At 43.3% G+C, this 20,438-nt stretch carries 22 protein-coding genes; 9 read left to right on the top strand and 13 right to left on the bottom strand.

What is annotated here, in order from left to right; genetic code table 11:
- Positions 1 to 79: 79 nt before the first annotated feature.
- Positions 80 to 1,471, bottom strand: a complete 1,392-nt coding sequence (fumC, locus tag FHS45_RS00190) for a class II fumarate hydratase (protein ID WP_062444139.1) — start codon at positions 1,469 to 1,471, stop codon at positions 80 to 82.
- A gap of 492 nt (positions 1,472 to 1,963) precedes the next feature.
- Here fumC and FHS45_RS00185 point away from each other — a divergent pair, with 492 nt between their 5' ends.
- Positions 1,964 to 2,881, top strand: a complete 918-nt coding sequence (locus FHS45_RS00185) for a zinc dependent phospholipase C family protein (protein ID WP_062444129.1) — start codon at positions 1,964 to 1,966, stop codon at positions 2,879 to 2,881.
- A 40-nt stretch (positions 2,882 to 2,921) separates the two neighbouring features.
- Here the strand turns inward: FHS45_RS00185 and FHS45_RS00180 are convergent, their stop codons facing one another.
- The gene (locus FHS45_RS00180) at positions 2,922 to 4,217 is read right to left on the bottom strand and encodes an MFS transporter (RefSeq protein WP_062444125.1); all 1,296 of its coding nucleotides are present in this window, start codon (positions 4,215 to 4,217) and stop codon (positions 2,922 to 2,924) included.
- Positions 4,218 to 4,317: 100 nt separating this feature from the next.
- Here FHS45_RS00180 and FHS45_RS00175 point away from each other — a divergent pair, with 100 nt between their 5' ends.
- Positions 4,318 to 4,938, top strand: coding sequence for an NAD(P)-dependent oxidoreductase (locus FHS45_RS00175; RefSeq protein ID WP_062444122.1), 621 nt, complete (start codon positions 4,318 to 4,320; stop codon positions 4,936 to 4,938).
- A gap of 236 nt (positions 4,939 to 5,174) precedes the next feature.
- On the opposite strand, the gene FHS45_RS00170 is transcribed toward FHS45_RS00175, so the two are convergent.
- From FHS45_RS00170 to FHS45_RS00155, 4 genes are all read right to left on the bottom strand, one after another.
- The gene (locus FHS45_RS00170; protein ID WP_062444121.1) at positions 5,175 to 6,041 is read right to left on the bottom strand and encodes a M15 family metallopeptidase; all 867 of its coding nucleotides are present in this window, start codon (positions 6,039 to 6,041) and stop codon (positions 5,175 to 5,177) included.
- Between the two features lie 151 nt (positions 6,042 to 6,192).
- Positions 6,193 to 6,435: an IDEAL domain-containing protein gene (locus tag FHS45_RS00165; RefSeq protein WP_062444120.1), complete on the bottom strand. Its 243-nt coding sequence runs from the start codon at positions 6,433 to 6,435 to the stop codon at positions 6,193 to 6,195.
- A 296-nt stretch (positions 6,436 to 6,731) separates the two neighbouring features.
- Positions 6,732 to 7,343, bottom strand: a complete 612-nt coding sequence (gene wrbA / locus FHS45_RS00160; RefSeq protein WP_062444118.1) for an NAD(P)H:quinone oxidoreductase — start codon at positions 7,341 to 7,343, stop codon at positions 6,732 to 6,734.
- Between the two features lie 203 nt (positions 7,344 to 7,546).
- A complete protein-coding gene (locus FHS45_RS00155) occupies positions 7,547 to 7,765 on the bottom strand; it encodes a hypothetical protein (RefSeq protein WP_062444115.1) in 219 nt (72 codons plus the stop codon).
- Positions 7,766 to 8,005: 240 nt separating this feature from the next.
- Between FHS45_RS00155 and FHS45_RS00150 the strand changes: the two genes are divergently transcribed.
- Complete coding sequence (locus FHS45_RS00150) at positions 8,006 to 8,878, top strand: cation diffusion facilitator family transporter (RefSeq protein WP_062444112.1); 873 nt, start codon at positions 8,006 to 8,008, stop codon at positions 8,876 to 8,878.
- A 92-nt stretch (positions 8,879 to 8,970) separates the two neighbouring features.
- Here the strand turns inward: FHS45_RS00150 and FHS45_RS00145 are convergent, their stop codons facing one another.
- From FHS45_RS00145 to FHS45_RS00130, 4 genes are all read right to left on the bottom strand, one after another.
- Positions 8,971 to 9,525 carry a GNAT family N-acetyltransferase gene (locus tag FHS45_RS00145; RefSeq protein WP_062444109.1) on the bottom strand — a complete coding sequence of 185 codons (555 nt, stop codon included), beginning with the start codon at positions 9,523 to 9,525 and terminating at the stop codon, positions 8,971 to 8,973.
- A 70-nt stretch (positions 9,526 to 9,595) separates the two neighbouring features.
- A complete protein-coding gene (locus tag FHS45_RS00140; protein WP_062444107.1) occupies positions 9,596 to 10,072 on the bottom strand; it encodes a hypothetical protein in 477 nt (158 codons plus the stop codon).
- A 63-nt stretch (positions 10,073 to 10,135) separates the two neighbouring features.
- Positions 10,136 to 10,426 carry an AzlD domain-containing protein gene (locus FHS45_RS00135; protein ID WP_062444105.1) on the bottom strand — a complete coding sequence of 97 codons (291 nt, stop codon included), beginning with the start codon at positions 10,424 to 10,426 and terminating at the stop codon, positions 10,136 to 10,138.
- Positions 10,423 to 11,109, bottom strand: coding sequence for an AzlC family ABC transporter permease (locus FHS45_RS00130; RefSeq protein ID WP_062447676.1), 687 nt, complete (start codon positions 11,107 to 11,109; stop codon positions 10,423 to 10,425). Before FHS45_RS00130 ends, FHS45_RS00135 begins: the two co-directional genes overlap by 4 nt.
- 613 nt (positions 11,110 to 11,722) lie before the next feature.
- Here FHS45_RS00130 and nhaC point away from each other — a divergent pair.
- Together nhaC and FHS45_RS00120 are read left to right on the top strand one after the other, a co-directional pair.
- Complete coding sequence (gene nhaC, locus FHS45_RS00125) at positions 11,723 to 13,099, top strand: Na+/H+ antiporter NhaC (RefSeq protein ID WP_062444102.1); 1,377 nt, start codon at positions 11,723 to 11,725, stop codon at positions 13,097 to 13,099.
- Between the two features lie 216 nt (positions 13,100 to 13,315).
- On the top strand, positions 13,316 to 14,143 hold the full coding sequence (locus FHS45_RS00120; protein WP_062444099.1) for an MBL fold metallo-hydrolase: 828 nt from the start codon (positions 13,316 to 13,318) through the stop codon (positions 14,141 to 14,143).
- On the opposite strand, the gene FHS45_RS00115 is transcribed toward FHS45_RS00120, so the two are convergent.
- On the bottom strand, positions 14,140 to 14,922 hold the full coding sequence (locus FHS45_RS00115; RefSeq protein WP_062444095.1) for a cobalamin-binding protein: 783 nt from the start codon (positions 14,920 to 14,922) through the stop codon (positions 14,140 to 14,142). The genes FHS45_RS00120 and FHS45_RS00115 overlap by 4 nt on opposite strands.
- Before the next feature lie 96 nt (positions 14,923 to 15,018).
- Here FHS45_RS00115 and FHS45_RS00110 point away from each other — a divergent pair, with 96 nt between their 5' ends.
- Positions 15,019 to 15,885 carry an alpha/beta fold hydrolase gene (locus tag FHS45_RS00110; protein ID WP_062444092.1) on the top strand — a complete coding sequence of 289 codons (867 nt, stop codon included), beginning with the start codon at positions 15,019 to 15,021 and terminating at the stop codon, positions 15,883 to 15,885.
- Between the two features lie 52 nt (positions 15,886 to 15,937).
- Here the strand turns inward: FHS45_RS00110 and map are convergent, their stop codons facing one another.
- Positions 15,938 to 16,690 carry a type I methionyl aminopeptidase gene (gene map / locus FHS45_RS00105; RefSeq protein WP_062444088.1) on the bottom strand — a complete coding sequence of 251 codons (753 nt, stop codon included), beginning with the start codon at positions 16,688 to 16,690 and terminating at the stop codon, positions 15,938 to 15,940.
- A gap of 237 nt (positions 16,691 to 16,927) precedes the next feature.
- On the opposite strand from map, the gene FHS45_RS00100 reads away from it, so the two are divergent.
- From FHS45_RS00100 to FHS45_RS00090, 3 genes are all read left to right on the top strand, one after another.
- A complete protein-coding gene (locus tag FHS45_RS00100) occupies positions 16,928 to 17,431 on the top strand; it encodes a GNAT family N-acetyltransferase (protein WP_062444084.1) in 504 nt (167 codons plus the stop codon).
- A 92-nt stretch (positions 17,432 to 17,523) separates the two neighbouring features.
- A complete protein-coding gene (locus FHS45_RS00095; protein WP_062444081.1) occupies positions 17,524 to 18,246 on the top strand; it encodes an ABC transporter ATP-binding protein in 723 nt (240 codons plus the stop codon).
- Positions 18,239 to 19,891, top strand: a complete 1,653-nt coding sequence (locus tag FHS45_RS00090; protein WP_062444077.1) for a putative ABC transporter permease subunit — start codon at positions 18,239 to 18,241, stop codon at positions 19,889 to 19,891. Before FHS45_RS00095 ends, FHS45_RS00090 begins: the two co-directional genes overlap by 8 nt.
- Positions 19,892 to 19,940: 49 nt before the next feature.
- Here FHS45_RS00090 and FHS45_RS00085 read toward each other — a convergent pair whose 3' ends face one another.
- Positions 19,941 to 20,360 (bottom strand): universal stress protein, encoded by a 420-nt coding sequence (locus tag FHS45_RS00085; protein ID WP_062444074.1) that lies wholly within the window; start codon positions 20,358 to 20,360, stop codon positions 19,941 to 19,943.
- Positions 20,361 to 20,438: the final 78 nt, after the last annotated feature.

Below are 20,438 nucleotides of genomic sequence, written 5' to 3'. Positions count from 1 at the left end.
ACCTCCTGTGTAATTGTAGTTTGACCCACAATTCAGGAAGTATCACAAAAATTTTTTGGTAAATTTGTACAAAAACCAGTTACTTGGCAGTCGGTTTTGTCATGGCCTTTGGATCTACATATTTTTCAAATTCTTCTTCAGATAGAATTCCTAATTCTACTGCTGTTTCCTTTAATGTCTGGTCTTTTTCAAAAGCAGTCTTCGCGATCTTAGCAGCATTTTCATAACCAATGTGCGGGTTCAATGCGGTTACCAGCATCAAGGAATCTTTTAAATATTGTTCGATCTTACCGTGATCAGGCTCCAATCCGCTGACGCAACGTTCATCGAATGACACCATACTGTCAGCGAGCAGCTGTGCAGATTGAAGGAAGTTATAAGCGATTACCGGTTTGAATACGTTCAATTCGAAGTTTCCTTGACTCGCCGCAAAGCCGATCGTTGCATCATTTCCCATCACTTGAGCTGCCACCATAGTAACTGCTTCACTCTGTGTCGGATTGACTTTACCTGGCATAATCGAGCTTCCTGGTTCATTGGCAGGAATGGTGATTTCACCAATGCCACAGCGTGGTCCACTTGCCAACCATCTGACATCGTTGGCGATTTTCATAACATCCGCAGCCAATGCTTTCAAAGCACCATGGGCATGGACGAGTTCATCGTGAGAAGTCAACGCATGGAACTTGTTAGGAGCGGAAATGAATGTCTTCCCTGTTTCCTCGTTGATTTTCTTCACTACAGTTTCGGCAAAATCAGGATGAGCATTTAGACCTGTCCCGACTGCTGTACCACCAATAGCGAGTTCTTTCACATACTGCAGGCTGTCTTCCAGCATGCTTTCCGTCTTCTCGAGCATACGGTGCCAGCCGCTGATTTCCTGGCCAAGCGTCAACGGTGTCGCATCCTGTAAATGGGTACGACCGATCTTAACAATATCCTGAAACGCTTCCATTTTTTCTTTTAACGTGTTCTTCAATTGTTTCAAAGAAGGCAATACGTATTCTTCTACTTTCAAGACAGCGGCAATATGCATGGCCGTTGGATAAGTATCATTAGAGCTCTGGGATTTGTTAACATCATCGTTTGGATGCAATCTTGTTTCCGAACCCTGCTCTTTCAACCATTCATTCCCCACATAGGCAATGACTTCGTTGACATTCATATTGGATTGTGTCCCACTTCCGGTCTGCCAAACGACTAACGGAAAATGATCAACCAATTCTCCTCCAGTGATACGATCGGCAGCATGAGCGATAGCTTCCGCTTTTTCCTGCTCCAATAGGCCTAATTCACTATTCGCGCGTGCAGCGCTCTTTTTCAAAACAGCAAACCCATGAACCACTTCCACGGGCATTTTTTCTTTTCCGATTGGGAAGTTTTCTTTACTGCGCTGGGTTTGGGCAGCCCAGTATTTGTCTTTTGGTACTTTCATTTCACCTAATGTGTCTTTCTCAATACGATAGTCCATGTAATATCCTCCCTCGCCTTTTGAAAATAATCTTTAGAAACACTTTGCTTGCCACCAAGTACTGGATGGGGATAGCCATAGTATTTCTTTTCCTTTCATCCTTTAAAAAGTTTAACTTTATTAAAGTACACGTCCAATTATAACAAAAATCTTCTTACGGCATCATATAGTACAAAAGGTTTTATGAGAATAAGCAACTTTCCGACTATTTACATTATTCAGAAACAAATGTATAGTATAAGTATCAACTCGGAAAGGAGGCAGGAAGGCACTACATACAACGTGAAGGAGGGATGGTTACCGAAACACGTTTAGTAGCTGATTTTCTTGCTCGATTTTTCAATGGGTTAAATAATGGATTAGTGGTGAAAGAAGCCCTGTGGGAGGGCTTCTTTTTTATTAATGTAAAAAGGCTGACTTCATAAAGACTTGGCGACAATACCGGTTTTTCTCCTGTATACTTAAAGCATATTATCGTTTGGAGGGTCGACCATGCCAAATATATGGACACATATTCACTTCGCACAATCCTTGTTGGATACACTTGAGAATACGGAACGTTTCAAGGTTCTTTCCCCATTTATCAATTTAGGATCCCAGGGACCCGATCCTTTTTTCTATCATCGGTTCTGGCCATTTCTGAAAAGTGAAGGAGTCGAGGAAGTCGGTATGCGACTCCATACGGAAAACTGCGGGGATTTTCTCCTGGAGCTTATTGATCAAGGGAAAAATGCTGCCGCCCCTGTACAGGCTTATATTTTCGGATATGTCACCCACCATATCTTAGACCGAAATACCCATCCTTACATACATTATCGTGCCGGGTATGAGGGGAACAAGCACCAGAAGCTGGAAGTGATCATCGATACCCTTCTCCTGGATCGTGAGAGAAATTTGAAGACATGGTGCAATCCGGTCCATAAAGAAATCAATGTGGGCAAACAGCTGGATAAAGGATTGATCCATCTGCTAGACAACACCATCGAGCAATATTTCCCCGATTTGACAGTTGAACTTCCTAATGATTATATCCAGGCATCTTATCATGATATGAAGACTGCCATGCGCGTCTTATATGACCCGGCAGGCTGGAAAAACAAGCTGCTCGGTTCGCTCGTTTCCTCCTTCTCTCACCAGCCGGTTGAGGAAACGGAAGATTATCTCAATACGAAGGAACAAATATGGCGGCATCCGGCTACTGGAGAAACAAGACAGGATTCTTTTGACACCCTTTACACTAATGCGTTTGAAGAAGGGAAAGATATTCTCTCCCTTTTGTCAGAGTATTGGAGAACCGGGGCGGCAGAAATCCTTGAGCTATTGAAAGAGAAGCTTGCAGATATATCTTATGACACTGGAGAACCACTGCATAGAAAACTGACAAACCAGTATAGTGAACCGATTGTATAAAAAAAGCAAGTGGACAGTTCCAAACGTCCACTTGCTTTTTTTAAGTATGAATTTCCACTTTATCCTGTAACTTTGTCTGATCTTTTGCATCTTTTGCCCCTTGCTCGATATCAACTTTCTGCAATAATATCAATCCTGCTACAAAAAAGACGACAAGCGCCAGGATGCCCAGGCGGCTTGAACCAGTCAATTGACCAACTAAAGCGAACAGGAACGGTCCAAATATAGCAGCAAATTTGGAAGAAATCCCATAGAAGCCGAAGAACTCGGCATGACGATCACCAGGTACCATACGGCCAAAGATGGACCGGCTTAATGATTGAGCTCCGCCTTGCACCATACCGACACAGGTGGCCAAAAGGTAAAAGTGAAGTGCTGATGTCATAAAAAAGCCAATGATGACGATAATAATATATACGACTAAACTGAGCGACAGCGCATTTTTTGCAGTTATTTTCCCTGCAATCCATCCAAAAAAGAAAGTGAAAGGAATACCGACAAACTGGGTGATTAACAGAGCAAGAATCAGGTCGTTACTACCTATACCGATGTCCCTGCCGTACACCGTCGCCATTTTGATGATAGTAGAAATACCATCATTGAACAGCCAGAATGCCACTAAGAACAGTAACAGCTGCTTATATTGCCTGATTTCCTTGAAAGTGGTACCGACCCGCTGGAAGCCTATCTTCGCGAAAGATTTCGTCCGCTTCGGTTTGACCTTCTTTTCTTCAAAAATATTTTTAAATAAGGGGATGGAAAAAAACAGCCACCAGATACCAACAGATACAAAAGCGAGTCTGGTTGCCATCAATGTATCTGCGATGCCGAATAGCCCAGGCTGCATAATCATTAACAGGTTGATAGCGAGAAGCACACCTCCGCCAATATAACCGAAAGCGAAACCCCAGGCTGATACTTTATCCATCGTATCCTCCTCGGCCACTTCCGGCAGGAAAGCATCATAGAAGACATTGCCTCCTGAATAGCCAATCGTGCCGAATACCATCAGCACAGAAGCCAGCAGATAATCCCCTTCCCCTACAAAAGCCATCAGCATACTGGCAACCATCCCCATAAATGCAAAGAACATGAGGAACTTCTTTTTAGCGGCAGAGTAGTCGCTGATAGCCCCAAGGACAGGCGCAAGTACAGCAACGATCAATACGGCAATGGATTGGGTATATCCCCAATAGCTGGCGGCAAGCGACTCTTTCAGCCCTGCCGCTGCTACATCATAATAAAAGACAGGCAGTACGGCCGCCATCATGGTTGTGGCAAAAGCAGAGTTACCGAAATCATAAAACACCCAGCTAAAGACCGGCTTCTTTTTCATATGCTTCCCCCATCTGAATACGACTTGTTATACTAAGCATAGCAAAATTGTACTGCTGTGATGCAAAATTTTTTCTGAATATTTTCTTAGGAGGAAGCGAATGAAAATTGCTGTATTCGGAGCTACCGGGAGAGTCGGATCTTATGTGACGACAATTGCCTTAGAAGCAGGCTGGCAAGTTAAGGCTCTCGTAAGAACTCCCGAAAAAACCACTCAAAAAACACCTGAACCTGAAGTAATCAAAGGAGACATTTTCGATAAGCATTTAGTAGAAAAAACAATTGCAGGCTGTGACGCCGTCTTTGTCGGCCTTGGCACTGATAAAACAAATACACTTTCTACCTCTGCTCCTCACATTGTTGCAGCAATGAAAAAACACGGAGTCATGAAAGCAGTGATCATAGGCACCGCAGGCATTTTAGACAGCCGCCACCAACCAGGGAAATACCGGTTTGAAACACCAGAAAGCAAACGAAAAACCACCACGGCTGCTGAGGAACATTTGAAGGCCTATCAAATATGGAAAGCAAGCGGTCTGGAATGGACGTATGTCTGTCCCACTTACCTGCCTGATGGTGAGCCAACGGGTGAGGTTCGCTACGAAGCGGACCTGCTGCCAGAAGATGGTACAAAAATAACCGTAGGCGATACAGCCCGATTCGCCTTTCGGGTACTTCACGACAACCAGTTTGTCCGTCAACGGATTGGTATTTGCTATTGAATATTAATGGTGGGTTTTTGAGAGACAATCTAAATGGATAGGAGACAAATACTAACGGATGAGAGAAATTGAAGACGGTATGAGAGATCATTCAGGAAATAAGAGAGACAATAATTGGAAAAAGAGAGAAGCTTTTAAAAATAATTGAGACAACCGCCCTATTATTAGAGACAATGCTAATAAAAACCACCACATCAGCTAACAGCAATGCCTTAGCCTCAGGTGGTGGTTTTTATTTATGGATACAGGCCGAAAAATTCTTCTAATGTCTCTTCCTGTTGATGGATTTCTGCGGCTGGCTCTTTGCCTACATAACGCAAATGCCATGGTTCATAGGCATAGCCAGTGATATCTGACTTTCCTTCTGGGTAACGGATGATGAAACCATATTCATGGCCATGATCTGCCAGCCACTGACCTTCTTTCGTTTCGATGAAGTCTTGATCCAGCTTAAAGGCTGCTGCAGCTGATGTTACATCCATCGCAAGGCCGGTCTGGTGTTCACTTGTACCTGGCTTGGCAGAAAACTGGTTAGCATGTTCTTCCCCGTTTTTTTTCACATTATCTTCATAGATCAGTTTCTGACGTTCATAAGAGCGATATCCAGATGCTGCAACGAGTTCCACTCCGTCCTGCTTCGCTCCCTTGAATAATTCTTCCAATGCCTCGGCAGCTTCCAGGCGCATTTGTTTTTTCTCATGAAATTCATCAAATGGGAAAGGGACATCCGGCACAACAAGATCATTCGGTTCAAAATCTTCCGGAAGCTTCCTGCTTTTATTGACCACTACTGTAAGAGCATGTGGCTCATCTACAGTCACTACTTCATCTCCCTTTCCTGAAGCAGGTTTATCTGCAGTATCCTTCTCTTTATTATCATTGTCATCCTTTTTATTGTTCGAGCCTTTACTCTCGTTCTGTTTTTTCTTACCTTTTTCACCAGCTTCATTGGATTCGCCTTCTTGCTCATGTTTCTCGGGTGATTCTTGTTGGGAATCGTTATCTGCAGGCGTCGACTCATTGCCGGTTTCATTACTGAGCCCGCTGCATCCGGCCGCTAGCAGCAATAAAGATACAAACATCAGACTGTAAAATCGTTTCATGGTCAATATCCTTTCTTCAAAAACTTAGCTGGTCGTCAATATAGTATAAAAATCTACTAGACAACTATAACATGGAAAAAGAATATTTTTACAGCCTTTAATTCAAAAAGACCGGCTCACCTTTATGGTGAACCGGTCTGATATCTCATCATTATTCCCAAGTATAAGGCTGGTACTGCTTGCTTAAACGATCGAAACTATCTCGGTCTTCATTCGCGATTGCCTCATTGATCTTTTCATCCAATCTATGTTTATTGAACTCGTAACTTAATTCATCAAGAATCAATCTGGAGGCTAGCTGTAAACCAAAGGATAATTCTCGTTTAGCTGTGATTGTCTTATTTCCATAAACAGGGCTTCTTCGCAACACGTAATTGATTTTTTGCTTTTTCATGTGGCTTACCCCCTAATGACTTTTTTCTATTATGCAGGAAATCGCCGCGTTTTGCAACAATTTTCTGAATATTTACTATACAATTCCCCGCTAATGATCTATTTAAACCTCAACTTAACGATTATTATTATGTAAATATTGGAAGTAGATAAATCAAAAAGTCCCACCCGGATGCAGCCAGATGGGACAAGTTATTTGAGTCTCTTAGCTCAATTTTCACTCGTACCTCTGTTTATTCATTTAAAAAGAGCGTTTTTTTTACTCTGAGCAGGAAATTTACTAACTATTTTTTATCCTTATTGCTGACCTTTTACTACCATTTCAGCTACTTGAAGCGTACGCAGCGCCTGGTTACGGACGGCTTCTTCTACGTCTTCCTGCATATTGCCTTCAGCATCTACGGTTACACTTGTTCCATATGGATTCCCACCTGATGAGAATGCTGCATCGTTTGTGTATCCAGGTGCCGCAATCAACACTCCCCAGTGGAAGAGACTCGTATATAGATTCAAAATAGTAGCTTCCTGGCCGCCATGGGGGTTTTGCGCTGAAGACATTGCACTGGCTACTTTATTCACCAATTTTCCTTGGAACCAAAGACCGCCAGCCTGATCCATCAACTGCTTGAACTGTGCCGGAACGTTACCGAAACGGGTCGGTACACTGAAAATATAGGCGTCCGCCCATTCCAGATCATCCACTTTTGCTTCTTGAACATCTTTGGTCGCTTCGTAATGTTCTTTCCAAGCGGGGTTTTGCTCGATCGCCTCCATTGGTGCAAGCTCAGGTGCCTTTACTAATTTGACTTCTGCCCCTGCCTGCTTCACCGCATCTTCGGCCCACTTGGCCATCTTATAATTGGTTCCGGTTGAACTATAATAGATTACTGCTACCTTTACATTTGCCATAACTGATCTCTCCTCACTTTCATTCTTTATTTCACAGGCAGTATAAACTACCCTTTCCACATTTTAACTACATTCCCGTATGTTACACCTTTCAAACTAAAGAATCTTCAATTAAAGATATACCTTGGCTGCAAACAAAAAAAGACTGCCCCAATAAGTCTCTACTAGACTTGTGGAACAGCTCTATTAACAGGAGGACTCCCTTAAATCGCCAACTCGTAATAGGCCGGATATGTCCAATAAGCATCCGTCCAGCCTCGTTGAATGGATAATTCTTCAAAACTTCTTGCCTGGCTGCCATAAAAATCAATCAATGCTTGTTCCGGTGTTTCTAAATCGGGGTTATAAGATAATAGGACTGGTTTAGAAAATTTCATTCCATCCACTGCGCCTTCTATAATAATGGTTTCTTTAATAATCACACACCCACCTCTTTCCAGAAAATTTTAAATATTATAATTATTGCTCTGTTGATTTGTATATACCCTTGTAACAAAAAAGTAATCATCTTTTAAATTAATGGATGATTTGTTTGGTTCATACAAAGAATATTGCAATGCTGCAAATACTGTGACAGAGGCTATTATTGTTTCTCTAGACTTATCCACGAAGGCTTTGGTAAGCTATTTATGCTCGACAGCCTAAATTGCGGAGGCATTACGATGAATGAATATGAAAACCTGAAACGAGGAGAAAAAGGGGCATGGCTTAGTATCATTGCCTACCTTGTTCTGGCAGCAGTAAAATTGACCATCGCTTATATCGGGGGCTCTTCAGCTCTGCGTGCCGATGGATTAAATAATACGACCGATATCATCGCGTCACTTGCCGTCCTGATTGGGTTGAGAATCTCACGAAAACCCCCGGATGAAGACCATCATTACGGCCACTTCCGCGCAGAAACAATCGCCTCACTGATCGCGGCTTTTATTATGATGACCGTGGGGCTCGAAGTACTTTTCGGTACCTTCCAGGCGATGTGGTTAAATGAATATACTCAGCCAAGCATGCTGACCGCCTGGACAGCTTTAGGCGGGGCTATTGTCATGATCGGCGTCTATCGCTTCAATCTATCTTTATCAAAGAAGATCGACAGTTCTTCCCTTTATGCCGCAGCTCAGGATAACCGCTCCGATGCCCTTGTCAGTCTTGGAGCATTCACAGGTATCATTGGAGCACAATTCGGCCTGTTTTGGCTCGATCCACTAGCCGGATTCATTGTCGGTGTCATCATTTGTAAAACAGCATGGGATATCTTTTACGATTCTACACATACATTGACCGATGGATTTGATGAAGACCTGCTGCAGGATATCCGGTATCATATTTCCAGAAATCAAGGTGTCTGGGAAGTAAAAGATGTTAAAGGACGGCTGCAGGGCAACATCATCCTGATTGATGTGACCATTCTTGTCGATCCACACATCAGTGTTCAGCAAGGCCATAATATCACGGATGAAATCGAGGATATGCTGGAGAACGAGTTGAATATCCGATATGCTCAGATCCATATCGAACCATATGAAGAAAATTAAAGCCATGTGCCAGGAAGGTCATTTCCCCAGGGACATGGCTTTTTCTAGACAGCACTATATGTTACTTGCCCTTTAAAGACAAACGGGGGGTGTCAGATTTGGTGGTTTCTTTCGCTGGTAAAACGGTCTACAAGCTCATCGATATTCTTCCAGCCAAAAGCGGTCTCCTCATAAGTACCTTCTCCAATTGTCACCATTTCGGCTTCAACCTGCTTCGCTCCGTACTTGCGGTAAAAGTTGCTGGATGGGTTATTCGTGAGCACCCAAACGAGCAGGGAGAGATAACCAGCTCCTTTCATCTCTTTCCCAAATGCTTCTAATAGCATTCCGCCAAGTCCCTTTCTTTGATAGGAATCGAGCAAATATATTGCATAGATTTCCCCATCATAACCGTAATGCTTGGTCCGTTCTTTCCCGCCGGAAACAAACCCAACCACTTCTCCCTGGTCGTTCTCAACGACAAGGGCGACCTGGCCGTTCACCGGCACCTTCAACACAGCTTCCCACAAGGCAATTCGGTTTTCAACGGTAATATTACTTACATCTTTTTCATCTATCAAATCTTTATATGTAGATTTCCAGCTGCTCACGTGTACATGAGCTATTTTTTCTGCATCTTCAAATACAGCCTTTCTTACATGAAACATGGAATGTCCTCCTTATATGGAAATAGAAATGCCGGCAGCATTTGAAAAACGCTGCCAGCGATTATTCATGTTAACACTGAAAGCTGACAATACGGTCAGTGTCGATACCAAAATAAACCCATTGCCTCCGGCGCGGACGCCAACGATATCCTGCAACAGACTGCCGTCCAATGAAAACCGGAAAGAACCAGAACCGTTGCCCGTTACGTAATCTCACTCGTGTCAGTCGGAACAGGCACCCATAAAACGCTCCTGGGTCCACTGCATAAACTCCAGGTCCTCCCTGAAATGTCTGCGGACCAAATTGAGGGACATCGGATGGCGGTGGTGGCAATTGCACTGTCTGACCTGGTCCTCCGCCTCCCGGCCCCGGAAATCCGCCTGGTCCTTGACCGGGAAAGCCACCTGGCCCCCCTGGAAAACCGCCAGGGCCCTGACCGGGAAATCCGCCTCCTCCTGGGCCTAAACCAGGAAATCCACCAGGTCCCTGACCTTGACCGCCAAATCCTGGCAGATTAGAAAAAAATCCTCCTTGTTGTCGATCCATATACGATCAAACTCCTTTATAGGAATAATCTCTACACTATATGCATCTCAACAAGGCGTGTGACTAGAGCGTTACTAAAAAGACAGTAGCAATCGCTCCAACTACCACAAGGATAATGTTCAATCCAAACCAGGACAACGCAATGGCTACTGCTCCACCGATCAGTCCCACATGAGGAGCATCGGGCTTTACCGTCATTATACCTGGAAAAATGAGGGCACCAAGGGCTGCATATGGAATAGCATTCAACCACCTGTCTACCCAGGCAGGGAAATTCAGTTTATCTACAATGAAGGCCGGCAAAAGACGAGGCACTGCGGTTACAACTGCCATACCTATGATCACCCAGATCATTGTTTTTCCTCCCCTTTCAGCAGGAAAATCCCACAGCTTCCACCGATGATGGTACCAAGCACAATCGCCCAGCCATCACTCATAAATAAGGAAAATAGAAAATTGATAAGCATGGCGAGTATGGCTATGAGTGCTACCCTCGTCTCTTTTTTAACGGAAGGGATCAACAAACCGACAAACATAGCATATAAGGCAATTCCCATACTTTGACTGAGTCTGTCTGGTATAACATCTCCCAGTACCCCGCCTAAGAATGATCCGCCTACCCAGGATATATAAGCAGTCAAGATTAAAGCTCCGTAGAACCAGGTACCATAAGGTTCCTTCGCTTCTTTATTATGCAAGGAAGAAACGGTGAACGTCTCATCGGTAAGGCCAAGTGACAAGGGCACCTTCCACTTCAAGCTAATGTCACGAAGGCGGTTCATAAAGGACAAACTCATAACAAAATGACGGAAATTCAATACAAAAGTAGCGATAACAATTTCGGCCATGCCAGTTCCATGCGCAATCATATTCGCCCCCATGAATTGGGCTGCACCAGCAAAAACCAGAATACTCATCAATGTCAGTTCCAGATTAGTAAGCCCTGATTGTCTTGCCAGCACTCCATATGTAATCGCAATCGGCAAATAGCCGAGCATGATAGGAAATCCTGCAGCAATTCCCCGTTTGATCATCATCAAGCGTGCAGATTGATTGGTTACAGCAACAGCATTAGGTTCCACGACATTCCCCCGCAATCATTTGAAAAAACTTGGCATATCGCCTTTGATTTTAGTGAAAGCAAAAGTTAAACTTTTTAAAGTAAACATTTATGATATATGCCTTCTTTGTGTATAAATTGGTTTTCTTATTGTCGATAGAAAATTTCCACTATTATACACAATTATAACGGAACTTGAAAGAATTTATAGTAATTACGCTCAATAAGAAAAATTTGACATCAGAATTTGCATTGACAACAATCATTGCTTTCCTTTATATTTACTTTACAGCATAAAAGCGTTTAAGTATAAAAGATTTGCACAGGAATGCCACAGTAGTATGGTTAGGAACAGCAGTAAGAGACTGGGTGTCCGCTGAAAATCCAGGTTTCTTTCTATTACGAAATACAGCATTCATTAAGCGTGTTTTTCTTTTTCGATAGTGGATGATCATTTGTCATCAATCAGGGTGGTACCGCGGAGTAAGCTTCGTCCCTACAGAGGGATGGAGCTTTTTTTATGTCTGCGTGCCAAATACCCTCCTGGTACATTCGCTTTATAAACATATTTATTAGTGGGAGGAATTGTCATGTTACATTTACAGCCTAAGAACTTACCTCGGTTAATGGAATCTGTCAGCATGCTGGCCGTCATTGTTATCCTGATCAGTTATTTCATTATCGAACTGCAAAGTGTGCCCCATGTACCGATTTTACTGGCGGTGCTTATTATGATTACGTATGGTTTTGTAAGAAAGTTTTCCTTTAAGCACCTCCAGGAAGGTATGGTGCAGGGGGCTCAATCCGGGATGGGAGCTGTGCTGATTTTTTTCCTGATTGGTATTCTGATCAGCAGCTGGATGGCAAGCGGGACAATCCCAGCGCTTATGGATGTATCGTTTGCTCTTGCAGGCGGCTCCTGGTTTTTAGCAATCGTATTTACGATTACAGCCATCACCGGCGTTGCTCTCGGCAGTTCATTCACAACAAGTGCAACTTTAGGCGTCGCTTTCCTTGGTGTAGCCCAGTCTATGGATGCTTCTCTTGCCATGACTGCCGGAGCGATCGTTTCTGGAGCATTTTTCGGAGATAAAATGTCTCCTCTATCCGATACGACCAACCTTGCTTCTACAGTGGTCAAAGTAGATTTATTTGAACATATCAAAAATATGACCTGGACGACAGTCCCGGCCTTCATTATTAGCTTTATTTTATTTGCTGCCTTGTCTCCTCAAAAACAGGTAGAATCAGAAAATTTAAATACGATCCACCAGGCATTGAATGATTCTGGCCTGATCCATTGGAGTTCATGGATACCGGTACTTGTTTTACTTGCCATGACTGTTACCAAACAACCGGCATTCGTTGCCTTAGCTGTAAGCAGTATAACAGCGACACTCATCGCGGGAGTTCGCGGCGTGTTGCCATGGGGAGAATTATGGAGCACGTGGTTCGCCGGATACAGTGCCAGTACAAATAATGAAATGGTAAACGAAATGCTTTCCCGTGGTGGAATCGAGAGCATGCTATTTACGATATCACTTGTCATTATTGCTCTGGCACTTGGAGGATTACTCTTTGTGACCGGCGTCATTCCAGCTGTTTTATTCCATGTTCAGCGCCTGCTTCAATCCGTACGGACAATTACTTTATCGACTGCTTTTACTGCAATCGGCATCAATGTGTTTATTGGTGAACAGTACTTGTCCATTTTGTTGACGGGTGAAGCCTATCAGGACGTCTATGATCGCGCAAAGCTTGCCAGAAAAAATCTGTCACGTACACTGGAGGATGCTGGAACAGTAATCAATCCGCTTGTCCCTTGGAGCGTCTGTGGTGTATTCCTTGCTGATGTCCTGGGAGTAGCTGTCATTGATTATCTTCCATTTGCGTTTTTCTGTCTGTTAAGTCCAATACTGACAATCATCTATGGACTGACCGGCAAAACAATTACAAAACAAGCATAGCGTTTATTTTAAAAGATAAGAAAGTATAAAATCTTAGTTGGCTAGCTTCAGCGCCCAGACACTCGCGACATAAGCAACCCGTCTTGCGGAAGGGAAGGACTCCTTCCTCCAGTCGTTTTGCTTATGCGTGCCGTGTCTTTCAGGGCGCTTGCGCTTTTCTTATGTATAACATCTTTGTTTTCTATGAAGACTAAAAGAAAACAAGGAGTATGAGACATGGATAAGCATGAGGAACATTTACAAGAAGGCTGGAAAATGGACCATGCGGAACCCGATATCATCAAAGAGGATCTGGCGATTTACCAGACGCTGGTTGCCAATGTTTGTATGATTGGTGCTGAAGGATCAAACGATTGGGTGTTGATTGATACCGGTATTGCCCGCTACGGTGAGCGGATACAGGCAGCGTGTGAAAAGCGGTTCGGAAACCGTCCTCCTAAAGCAATCATTCTGACCCATGGTCACTTTGATCATGTCGGATCGGCCAAATACCTATGCAAACATTGGAATGTCCCTTTGTTTGTCCATCCAATGGAATGGGATTATGTCATTGGAAGACGGGATTATCCGGTCGGGGATTCAACTGTAGGAGGCGGGACGATCGCTTTACTCTCTCCGTTCTTCCCATCACGTGGAAAAAACCTTGCCAAGTTTGCGGAAAAATTGCCAGAAGACGGGACATTACCATTTTTACCGGATTGGCGTTATATCCATACCCCTGGGCATACACCAGGGCACATTTCATTATTCCGGGAAAAGGACCGAGCCTTGATCGCAGGTGATGCATTCACCACCGAAAAAACGGAATCCAGTTTATCTGTTTTCACCCAGGCCCAGCATGTCCACGGACCACCCGCGTATTATACGCATAACTGGAGGGAAGCAGAAGCATCCGTCAAACGTCTGGCGGAACTCGATCCTTCTGTCGCCATTACCGGACATGGTCTTCCAATGGAAGGCGAAATCCTTACCAAGCAACTGAATGAACTAGCAGATAATTTTCGCGAGCTTGCGATTCCTAAACACAAGCGGAACATCCATTAGTTCCATTTTGTTTCAGGGTGAAGCAGTTCGGCAAGCTTTTTTAAGCCTTCCAATAGCCGTGGAGAGGGCCTGCAGTAAAGAGATTCTTCAAGGACATGAATTCTACCTTCCTTTATTGCAGCCATCTCCATCCAACCCGGTCGTTTTTTCACAAGCGCCGGGTTCATTTTTTCTTCTTTCACACCCACCCAAACCATACAAATATGATCCGGGTTACGTTCTAATACATCATCCCAATCTGTTTTAACATTCGCTTCCGTTTCTGTACGGAAAATATTATACCCTCCGGCAAGTTCACTGATCTCTGTCAGCCAGTTCGCTTTGCCAGGAGTGAAAATTGGTTTCGGCCACCACTCCCAATACAAAGAATGACGATCTTTTAACTCCTCTGCCTTGTTACGGTAGATAGTAATCGTTTGTAAAAACTCTTCTTTCCTATATCTTGCCTCAGCTTCTATTCCAATCGCCTTCCCAACAGTGACAAGATCCTCTGCGATCTCTTCTAATGTATTAGGATTGAGAATAATGAACGGCAGCCCCTTCTCTTTTAAGCCTTCGATGTTTCTTTCCATCCCTGGCACACTCAATGATGCCAGTACAAGGTCAGGTTTCAACGCTGCGACTTTATCGATATCAATTGATAAGTCAGGACCGACGCGCGGATGCTGATTAACGCTTTCCGGCCAATCCGAATAGTCATCTACTCCGACCAGCCACTCTGTTTTCCCTAGATATTCAAGTAATTCTGTATTACTGGGACAAATCGATACAATACGCAAAAAATCTCCTCCCATTTCTGAATTGTCAGGTATTTCATTTTCTTCCATTATAGCTTATATTTAAAGTATCAATAAACGAAAGGAAAGGGTGAAAGAATGAAGCCGGTATTATTGGAAACTTCAAAAGGACTGGTTGAATTCAGGTATGAAGGACAAGGACCAGTGATTTTGTTACTGAAAGGCGGCCATTGCAGCCGTGATACGGACCTTTCCCACCAAAGCCTGATCCACGAAGGTTATAAACTGCTGACCGTTTCCCGTCCAGGTTATGATAAAACCGATATTAAAACCGGAAAGACGCCGGAAGATTTTGCAGATACACTGATAGAAATCCTAGATCACCTGGCAATCCCCTCTGTCCAGGTTATCGCTGTATCCGCTGCCGGTCCATCAGGACTTGCCCTTGCTTTTTATTACCCTGAGCGTGTTACTTCGCTTATATTAGAAGCTGCCCTTGTAACCCCTTGGGAGGTAAGGTTTAAACGCAAAGGAAAGCTGTTATTTGGCACGGCGGGGACACTCGTCTGGAAAGGACTCAGAGGATTGTTGAAAGTGCACCCGGACTTCGTAATGAAAATGATGCTCAAAGAACTGACGACGGAAGATCCTGAAAAATTATTAAAACAGTTATCCAATCAAGATCGTAAGTTCGTCTATGAGATGTTAGCCACTTCCCATTCCGGAAAGGGGTTTTCCACTGATTTGGATCACCAGCCGATTGATTTATCTAAACTAACTGTCCCTGTATTAGGAATGTACGCCAAGAAAGATGGCAGTGTTCATTATTCGAATGCTATTCTACTGCAATCACTTATCCCTCATAGTGAAGTTTATGAAGTCCCGGCAGACAGCCACCTAATTTGGATTGGAGAACACGCAAATGCTGTCTGGCGAAAACGTCTGGACTTTTTGCAGGAGCACACCAAGGCCGCAGCTGAAAAACAAACGGTTGAGAACCGCTAAAAAAAGCTGTTTCCACTGGCTTCGACCAGCCTTTTGGAAACAGCTTTTTTATTTAATCTTCCTGTTCAGTCAAAATTACGGGGCCATCGGCGGTGATGGCAACTGTATGTTCATACTGGGCAGACAAAGAACCATCAACCGTCCGTGCCGTCCAATTGTTGGTGTCCATCTTGCTTTCCCAGCCTCCGATATTCACCATCGGTTCAATGGTTATTACCATACCCTCTTTCAAGCGAGCGCCTTTTCCAGCTTCTCCAAAGTGAGGGATATACGGGTCCTCATGAATCGTTTCCCCGATACCATGACCGGTGAAATCGCGGACCACCGAATATCCTTCGCCTTCCACATAACTTTGGATCGCATGACCGATATCACCAATACGGTTGCCGACACGAGCCTGCTCAATCCCTTTATATAAAGATGTTTTGGTTACGTCCATCAATTTCCCGGCTTCTTCACTGATGGTACCGACTGGATGGGTCCAGGCGGAATCCGCCAATCCGCCGTTTAAACGAATGACCATATCGACCGTCACAATGTCTCCATCTCTCAATTCATCTTTTCTCGGGAAACCGTGGCAGATTTCATCATTGATCGAAGCACAAGTAGCAAATTCATAGCCCTGGTAGCCTTTCTGTTCAGCTGTAGCTCCGTGCTTCTCTAAATACTTCTCGACGAAATTTTCTATATCCATCGTCGTGATGCCAGGCTTGATAAAATTCCGCAATTCCTTATGCACCTGTGCCAGCAGCTTACCAGCTTCATGCATTAATTCGATTTCCCGTTTGCTTTTTCTTTTTATCATATTCTGTTCCCCTCTTTCCTATATATCAATATCCTTCAACTATTATAGATAATAACGAAATATAATGTGATAGGCTAACCATACGCTATTGTATCAGATTGAGTGAGAAACGCCATAATACGGCCAGCTGACATACCTGGGAACGCACTATCTTACTCAATTTTTTTCATTTCCTCTATTTACAATAACAAAAAGATAGGCTACTGTATTCAATAAAATTAAAAGAGGTGGATAACAATGGAAATACGTCGTTTAAAATCAGAAGATGCTTCCGCGTACTGGACCCTACGCTTAGAAGCCCTGAAAACTTCTCCCGATGCGTTTATCACTACCTATGAAGATGCTGTAGCCAGGGAAAACCCCGTCTCGGAGGCAGCCGACCGAATGACTAGTGATAATAATTTTACATACGGAGCTTTTATAGATTCCGGTCTGGTCGGTACAGTTACCATGCTTCGTCAATCCCACAAAAAATTCTCTCATAAAGCTGATATCCTAGCCATGTATGTCTCTCCTCGCTCACGCGGAAAGAATATAGGGAAGTGGCTGTTGCAGCAAGCTATCGAAGATGCAAGACAAATAGATATAGAACAGTTACTTTTAGGCGTTGTGTCTACTAATGAACCAGCTGTCCGTTTATATCAATCCCTCGGCTTTACTGTGTTTGGAACTGAAAAAAACGCCATTAAAGATGGCAATATCTATTTCGATGAATATATGATGGTTCTATTTTTGACTTAATTGCTACTTCCTAACCATTAATAACCTTCACAATGAAACTTATTTCCAGGGAAATCGTATATATACAGGAACACAAAGAAGGTGGGATTCAATTGATTACCATTAAAAATGTAACGAAAGAATATGCTGGGAAAACAGCAGTCAAAAACCTGGACTTAGTCGTCCCCGACGGAAAGATTTTCGGGTTCCTTGGTCCAAATGGGGCAGGAAAATCAACGACAATTAAAATGATTACCGGTATACTCCCAATCGACGAAGGGACAATTACCGTGAACGGTTATGATATTGCCAGCCAGTCGATTGAAGCGAAGAAGCTTTTTGGGTACGTACCAGATAGCCCGGACATTTTCCTCCGCTTAAAAGGGATCGAATATTTGAACTTCATCGGAGACATATTTGATATTCCCAAAGATATCCGCAAGGAAAAAATCGAGAATTTGACGAAAAGTTTCGGAATATATGAAGCGCTTGACAACCATATCCAAACCTATTCTCACGGGATGAGGCAAAAAATAGTCGTCAGTGGCGTATTATTACACGATCCTGACGTGTGGATACTCGATGAACCGTTGTCCGGTCTGGATCCAAAATCGTCCTATACGTTAAAAGAAATGATGAGAGAACATGCCGCGAAAGGTAATACTGTCTTTTTTTCCACCCATGTCCTCGAAGTAGTGGAACAATTATGCGATGAAGTAGCCATCATTAATAAAGGTAAACTCCAATTCAGAGGTAACATGAAGGAAATGAAAGAACAATTTGAAGCAGATGAAACATTGGAAAAAGTTTTTCTGGAGCTGACCAGTAATGAATAAAACGTTCCGTTTAATCCGAACGATGTTAAAAATGCAGTATTCTTTGGCAGGCAAAAGCAGCGGAGAAAAAATCGGATATGTTTTATTAGCGATATTTTTGATTCCTTTTTCAGGTATTATCATCAGTGTGCTGAATTCCATCGTAGAAACACTATACGACCAGCTGGCACCGTCAGGAAATGAAAACGCACTGCTTGGTCTATTGTTCGTAGGTATGACTATTGTTCTGTTGTTTGTCAGCTTGAGCTCGGTTTTAAGCTCCTTTTATTTTGCTGAAGACATTGAGGGTTTTATTCCCTACCCTTTCCATCCCTACCAGCTGCTAGCCGGGAAAGCCGCGGCACCATTCATCAACCTTTATGTAACAAGCGGTGTTCTGATGGTCCCTATCTTGACGTTGTACGGCATTCATAGTGGTGCAGGATTCATCTACTACATATATGCACTGTTGCTGTTCCTTATTTTTCCAGTCATCCCTTTTACGATGATGGCCATCCTATTGATGTTTTTCATGCGCTTTGCCAATATCGCAAAAAATAAAGATCGCACAAAAGTGTTCGCCGGTCTGCTTACTTTTGTTTTTATAATCGGCTTCAACGTTATCATCCGTCTTAATCAAAATCCCGAACAGACCGCTGAAGGAGCCGCACAGCTCATTCAACAGCAAAATGGATTATTAAATATAATAACTGGCATGATCCCTACCGCTTATTTCAGCACCATGGCATTACAAAATGCAAAAGCTCTGAATGGATTATTTTTTCTGTTGCTGTTGCTCGCTTTATCTGTAGGAACTATCTTCTTATTCCTGACCGCCGGTCAAAAGCTTTATTTCAAAGGAGTGCTTGGCCTTACAGCAGGAAGTACGAAAAAATTTAATTCTGGTAAGGTATCTAAAAAAATTAAAACTCAGCCCGTGTTTTTGGCATTACTTTTGAAAGAGTTACGTATCATTTTCAGAACACCGACATTCTTTATGCAGATTGTGGTGCAAAGCTTGTTTGGGCCAGTCTTTTTGGTCGTTATCCTGGTTTTTGAAAGTTCCTCGGGATCAATTGGAGCACTTGGCTCTATGCTAGAACAGTTCGATGGTAAAGCTCCCCTGTTGTTATTATTTATCTTGACGTTGTTCATTTTGGGGGTCAATCCAGCCTCCTACTCCTCCATATCAAGAGATGGTCGAAGCTGGCCCGCTAATTTGTATTTGCCTGTCCCGGCAAAAACTGTGATTTTCAGCAAAGTGATGACAGCCTGGCTGATAAATTTGCTTTCAATCATTTTATTAGCGGCAGTAGGCCTTGCTGTCATTCAGATGCCTCCTGCATTGTTTATTGCCTGGATTATCTTGACGTTTCTAGCAAGCTGGTTCACCAGTCTGGTAGGTACGTCACTCGATTTGAACGACCCTAAGCTAAATTGGACAGATGAACAGGAAGTATTCAAGTCACGCTTTATCAGCCTGATAGCATTATTAATTGAAATGGGGACGTTTGGATTTATCGTCCTGCTGTTATGGAATATTGACTCTCTTCAAAGTCTGTGGATGACATCGCTCTTACTTGCCTTGTTATTGACAATTGCTATTGGCATCAGCCACGTAGCTCTCCGGAAATTAATCGGTACTAAGTTTCTTAAAACTCGATAAATTTAAAAAACGCTTGATCCCTGTAGAGGTTCAAGCGTTTTTGTATGATTCATTTTACAATCATGACTGGACATTCCGCGCGTTTCGCCACTTTATGGCTGACACTTCCTAATACCATTTCCTGAAGCGTGTTAAGACCTCGGCTTCCGATAATAACGATGTCAATATCCTCTTCATTGGCATATTTGACGATTGTTGGTCCTGGTTCTCCCCGCTTTAATACTACTTCATAGTTGACGTCTGCTTTTTGCAGGCGCTCCTCTATCGGCTTCAATCGTTCCAGTCGTTTCATATCGATTGTTGCCTGGTTTCCTCCCGCGAGCACATCGTGCTTGGAAGTATCTCCATCGACTACATAAATGACAGTAATATGAGCATTTCCCTGGAGTCTTGAAAGCTCTGCTGCTTGTTCGGCTGTACGGATAGAGTGATCGGATCCATCAGCAGCAATTAAAATATTCTTGTACATAGCTTTCTCCTTCTCTTTAAATTCGTCCTTTCATTTTATCACGTTTTGATACAGACAAAAGATTTTTTCTCATGAAAT

The sequence above is a fragment of the Thalassobacillus devorans genome (assembly GCF_011761345.1).
In the GTDB taxonomy this organism is placed as follows: Bacteria; Bacillota; Bacilli; order Bacillales; family Halobacillaceae; genus Thalassobacillus; species Thalassobacillus devorans.
The sequence above is the reverse complement of the archived record's forward strand: the minus strand, read 5'-3'. Positions and strand labels throughout refer to the sequence as shown.

Coding starts and splice junctions, on each gene's coding strand:
- FHS45_RS00085 (WP_062444074.1), bottom strand. CDS start 20,360: ATGTACAAGAATATTTTAATTGCTGCTGATGGATCCGATCACTCTATC.
- wrbA (WP_062444118.1), bottom strand. CDS start 7,343: ATGGCAAATGTAAAGGTAGCAGTAATCTATTATAGTTCAACCGGAACC.
- FHS45_RS00090 (WP_062444077.1), top strand. CDS start 18,239: ATGAATAAAACGTTCCGTTTAATCCGAACGATGTTAAAAATGCAGTAT.
- FHS45_RS00175 (WP_062444122.1), top strand. CDS start 4,318: ATGAAAATTGCTGTATTCGGAGCTACCGGGAGAGTCGGATCTTATGTG.
- FHS45_RS00120 (WP_062444099.1), top strand. CDS start 13,316: ATGGATAAGCATGAGGAACATTTACAAGAAGGCTGGAAAATGGACCAT.
- FHS45_RS00170 (WP_062444121.1), bottom strand. CDS start 6,041: ATGAAACGATTTTACAGTCTGATGTTTGTATCTTTATTGCTGCTAGCG.
- FHS45_RS00130 (WP_062447676.1), bottom strand. CDS start 11,109: ATGATGATCAAACGGGGAATTGCTGCAGGATTTCCTATCATGCTCGGC.
- FHS45_RS00150 (WP_062444112.1), top strand. CDS start 8,006: ATGAATGAATATGAAAACCTGAAACGAGGAGAAAAAGGGGCATGGCTT.
- FHS45_RS00185 (WP_062444129.1), top strand. CDS start 1,964: ATGCCAAATATATGGACACATATTCACTTCGCACAATCCTTGTTGGAT.
- fumC (WP_062444139.1), bottom strand. CDS start 1,471: ATGGACTATCGTATTGAGAAAGACACATTAGGTGAAATGAAAGTACCA.
- FHS45_RS00165 (WP_062444120.1), bottom strand. CDS start 6,435: ATGAAAAAGCAAAAAATCAATTACGTGTTGCGAAGAAGCCCTGTTTAT.
- FHS45_RS00140 (WP_062444107.1), bottom strand. CDS start 10,072: ATGGATCGACAACAAGGAGGATTTTTTTCTAATCTGCCAGGATTTGGC.
- FHS45_RS00135 (WP_062444105.1), bottom strand. CDS start 10,426: ATGATCTGGGTGATCATAGGTATGGCAGTTGTAACCGCAGTGCCTCGT.
- map (WP_062444088.1), bottom strand. CDS start 16,690: ATGATAAAAAGAAAAAGCAAACGGGAAATCGAATTAATGCATGAAGCT.
- FHS45_RS00180 (WP_062444125.1), bottom strand. CDS start 4,217: ATGAAAAAGAAGCCGGTCTTTAGCTGGGTGTTTTATGATTTCGGTAAC.
- FHS45_RS00100 (WP_062444084.1), top strand. CDS start 16,928: ATGGAAATACGTCGTTTAAAATCAGAAGATGCTTCCGCGTACTGGACC.
- FHS45_RS00145 (WP_062444109.1), bottom strand. CDS start 9,525: ATGTTTCATGTAAGAAAGGCTGTATTTGAAGATGCAGAAAAAATAGCT.
- FHS45_RS00110 (WP_062444092.1), top strand. CDS start 15,019: ATGAAGCCGGTATTATTGGAAACTTCAAAAGGACTGGTTGAATTCAGG.
- nhaC (WP_062444102.1), top strand. CDS start 11,723: ATGTTACATTTACAGCCTAAGAACTTACCTCGGTTAATGGAATCTGTC.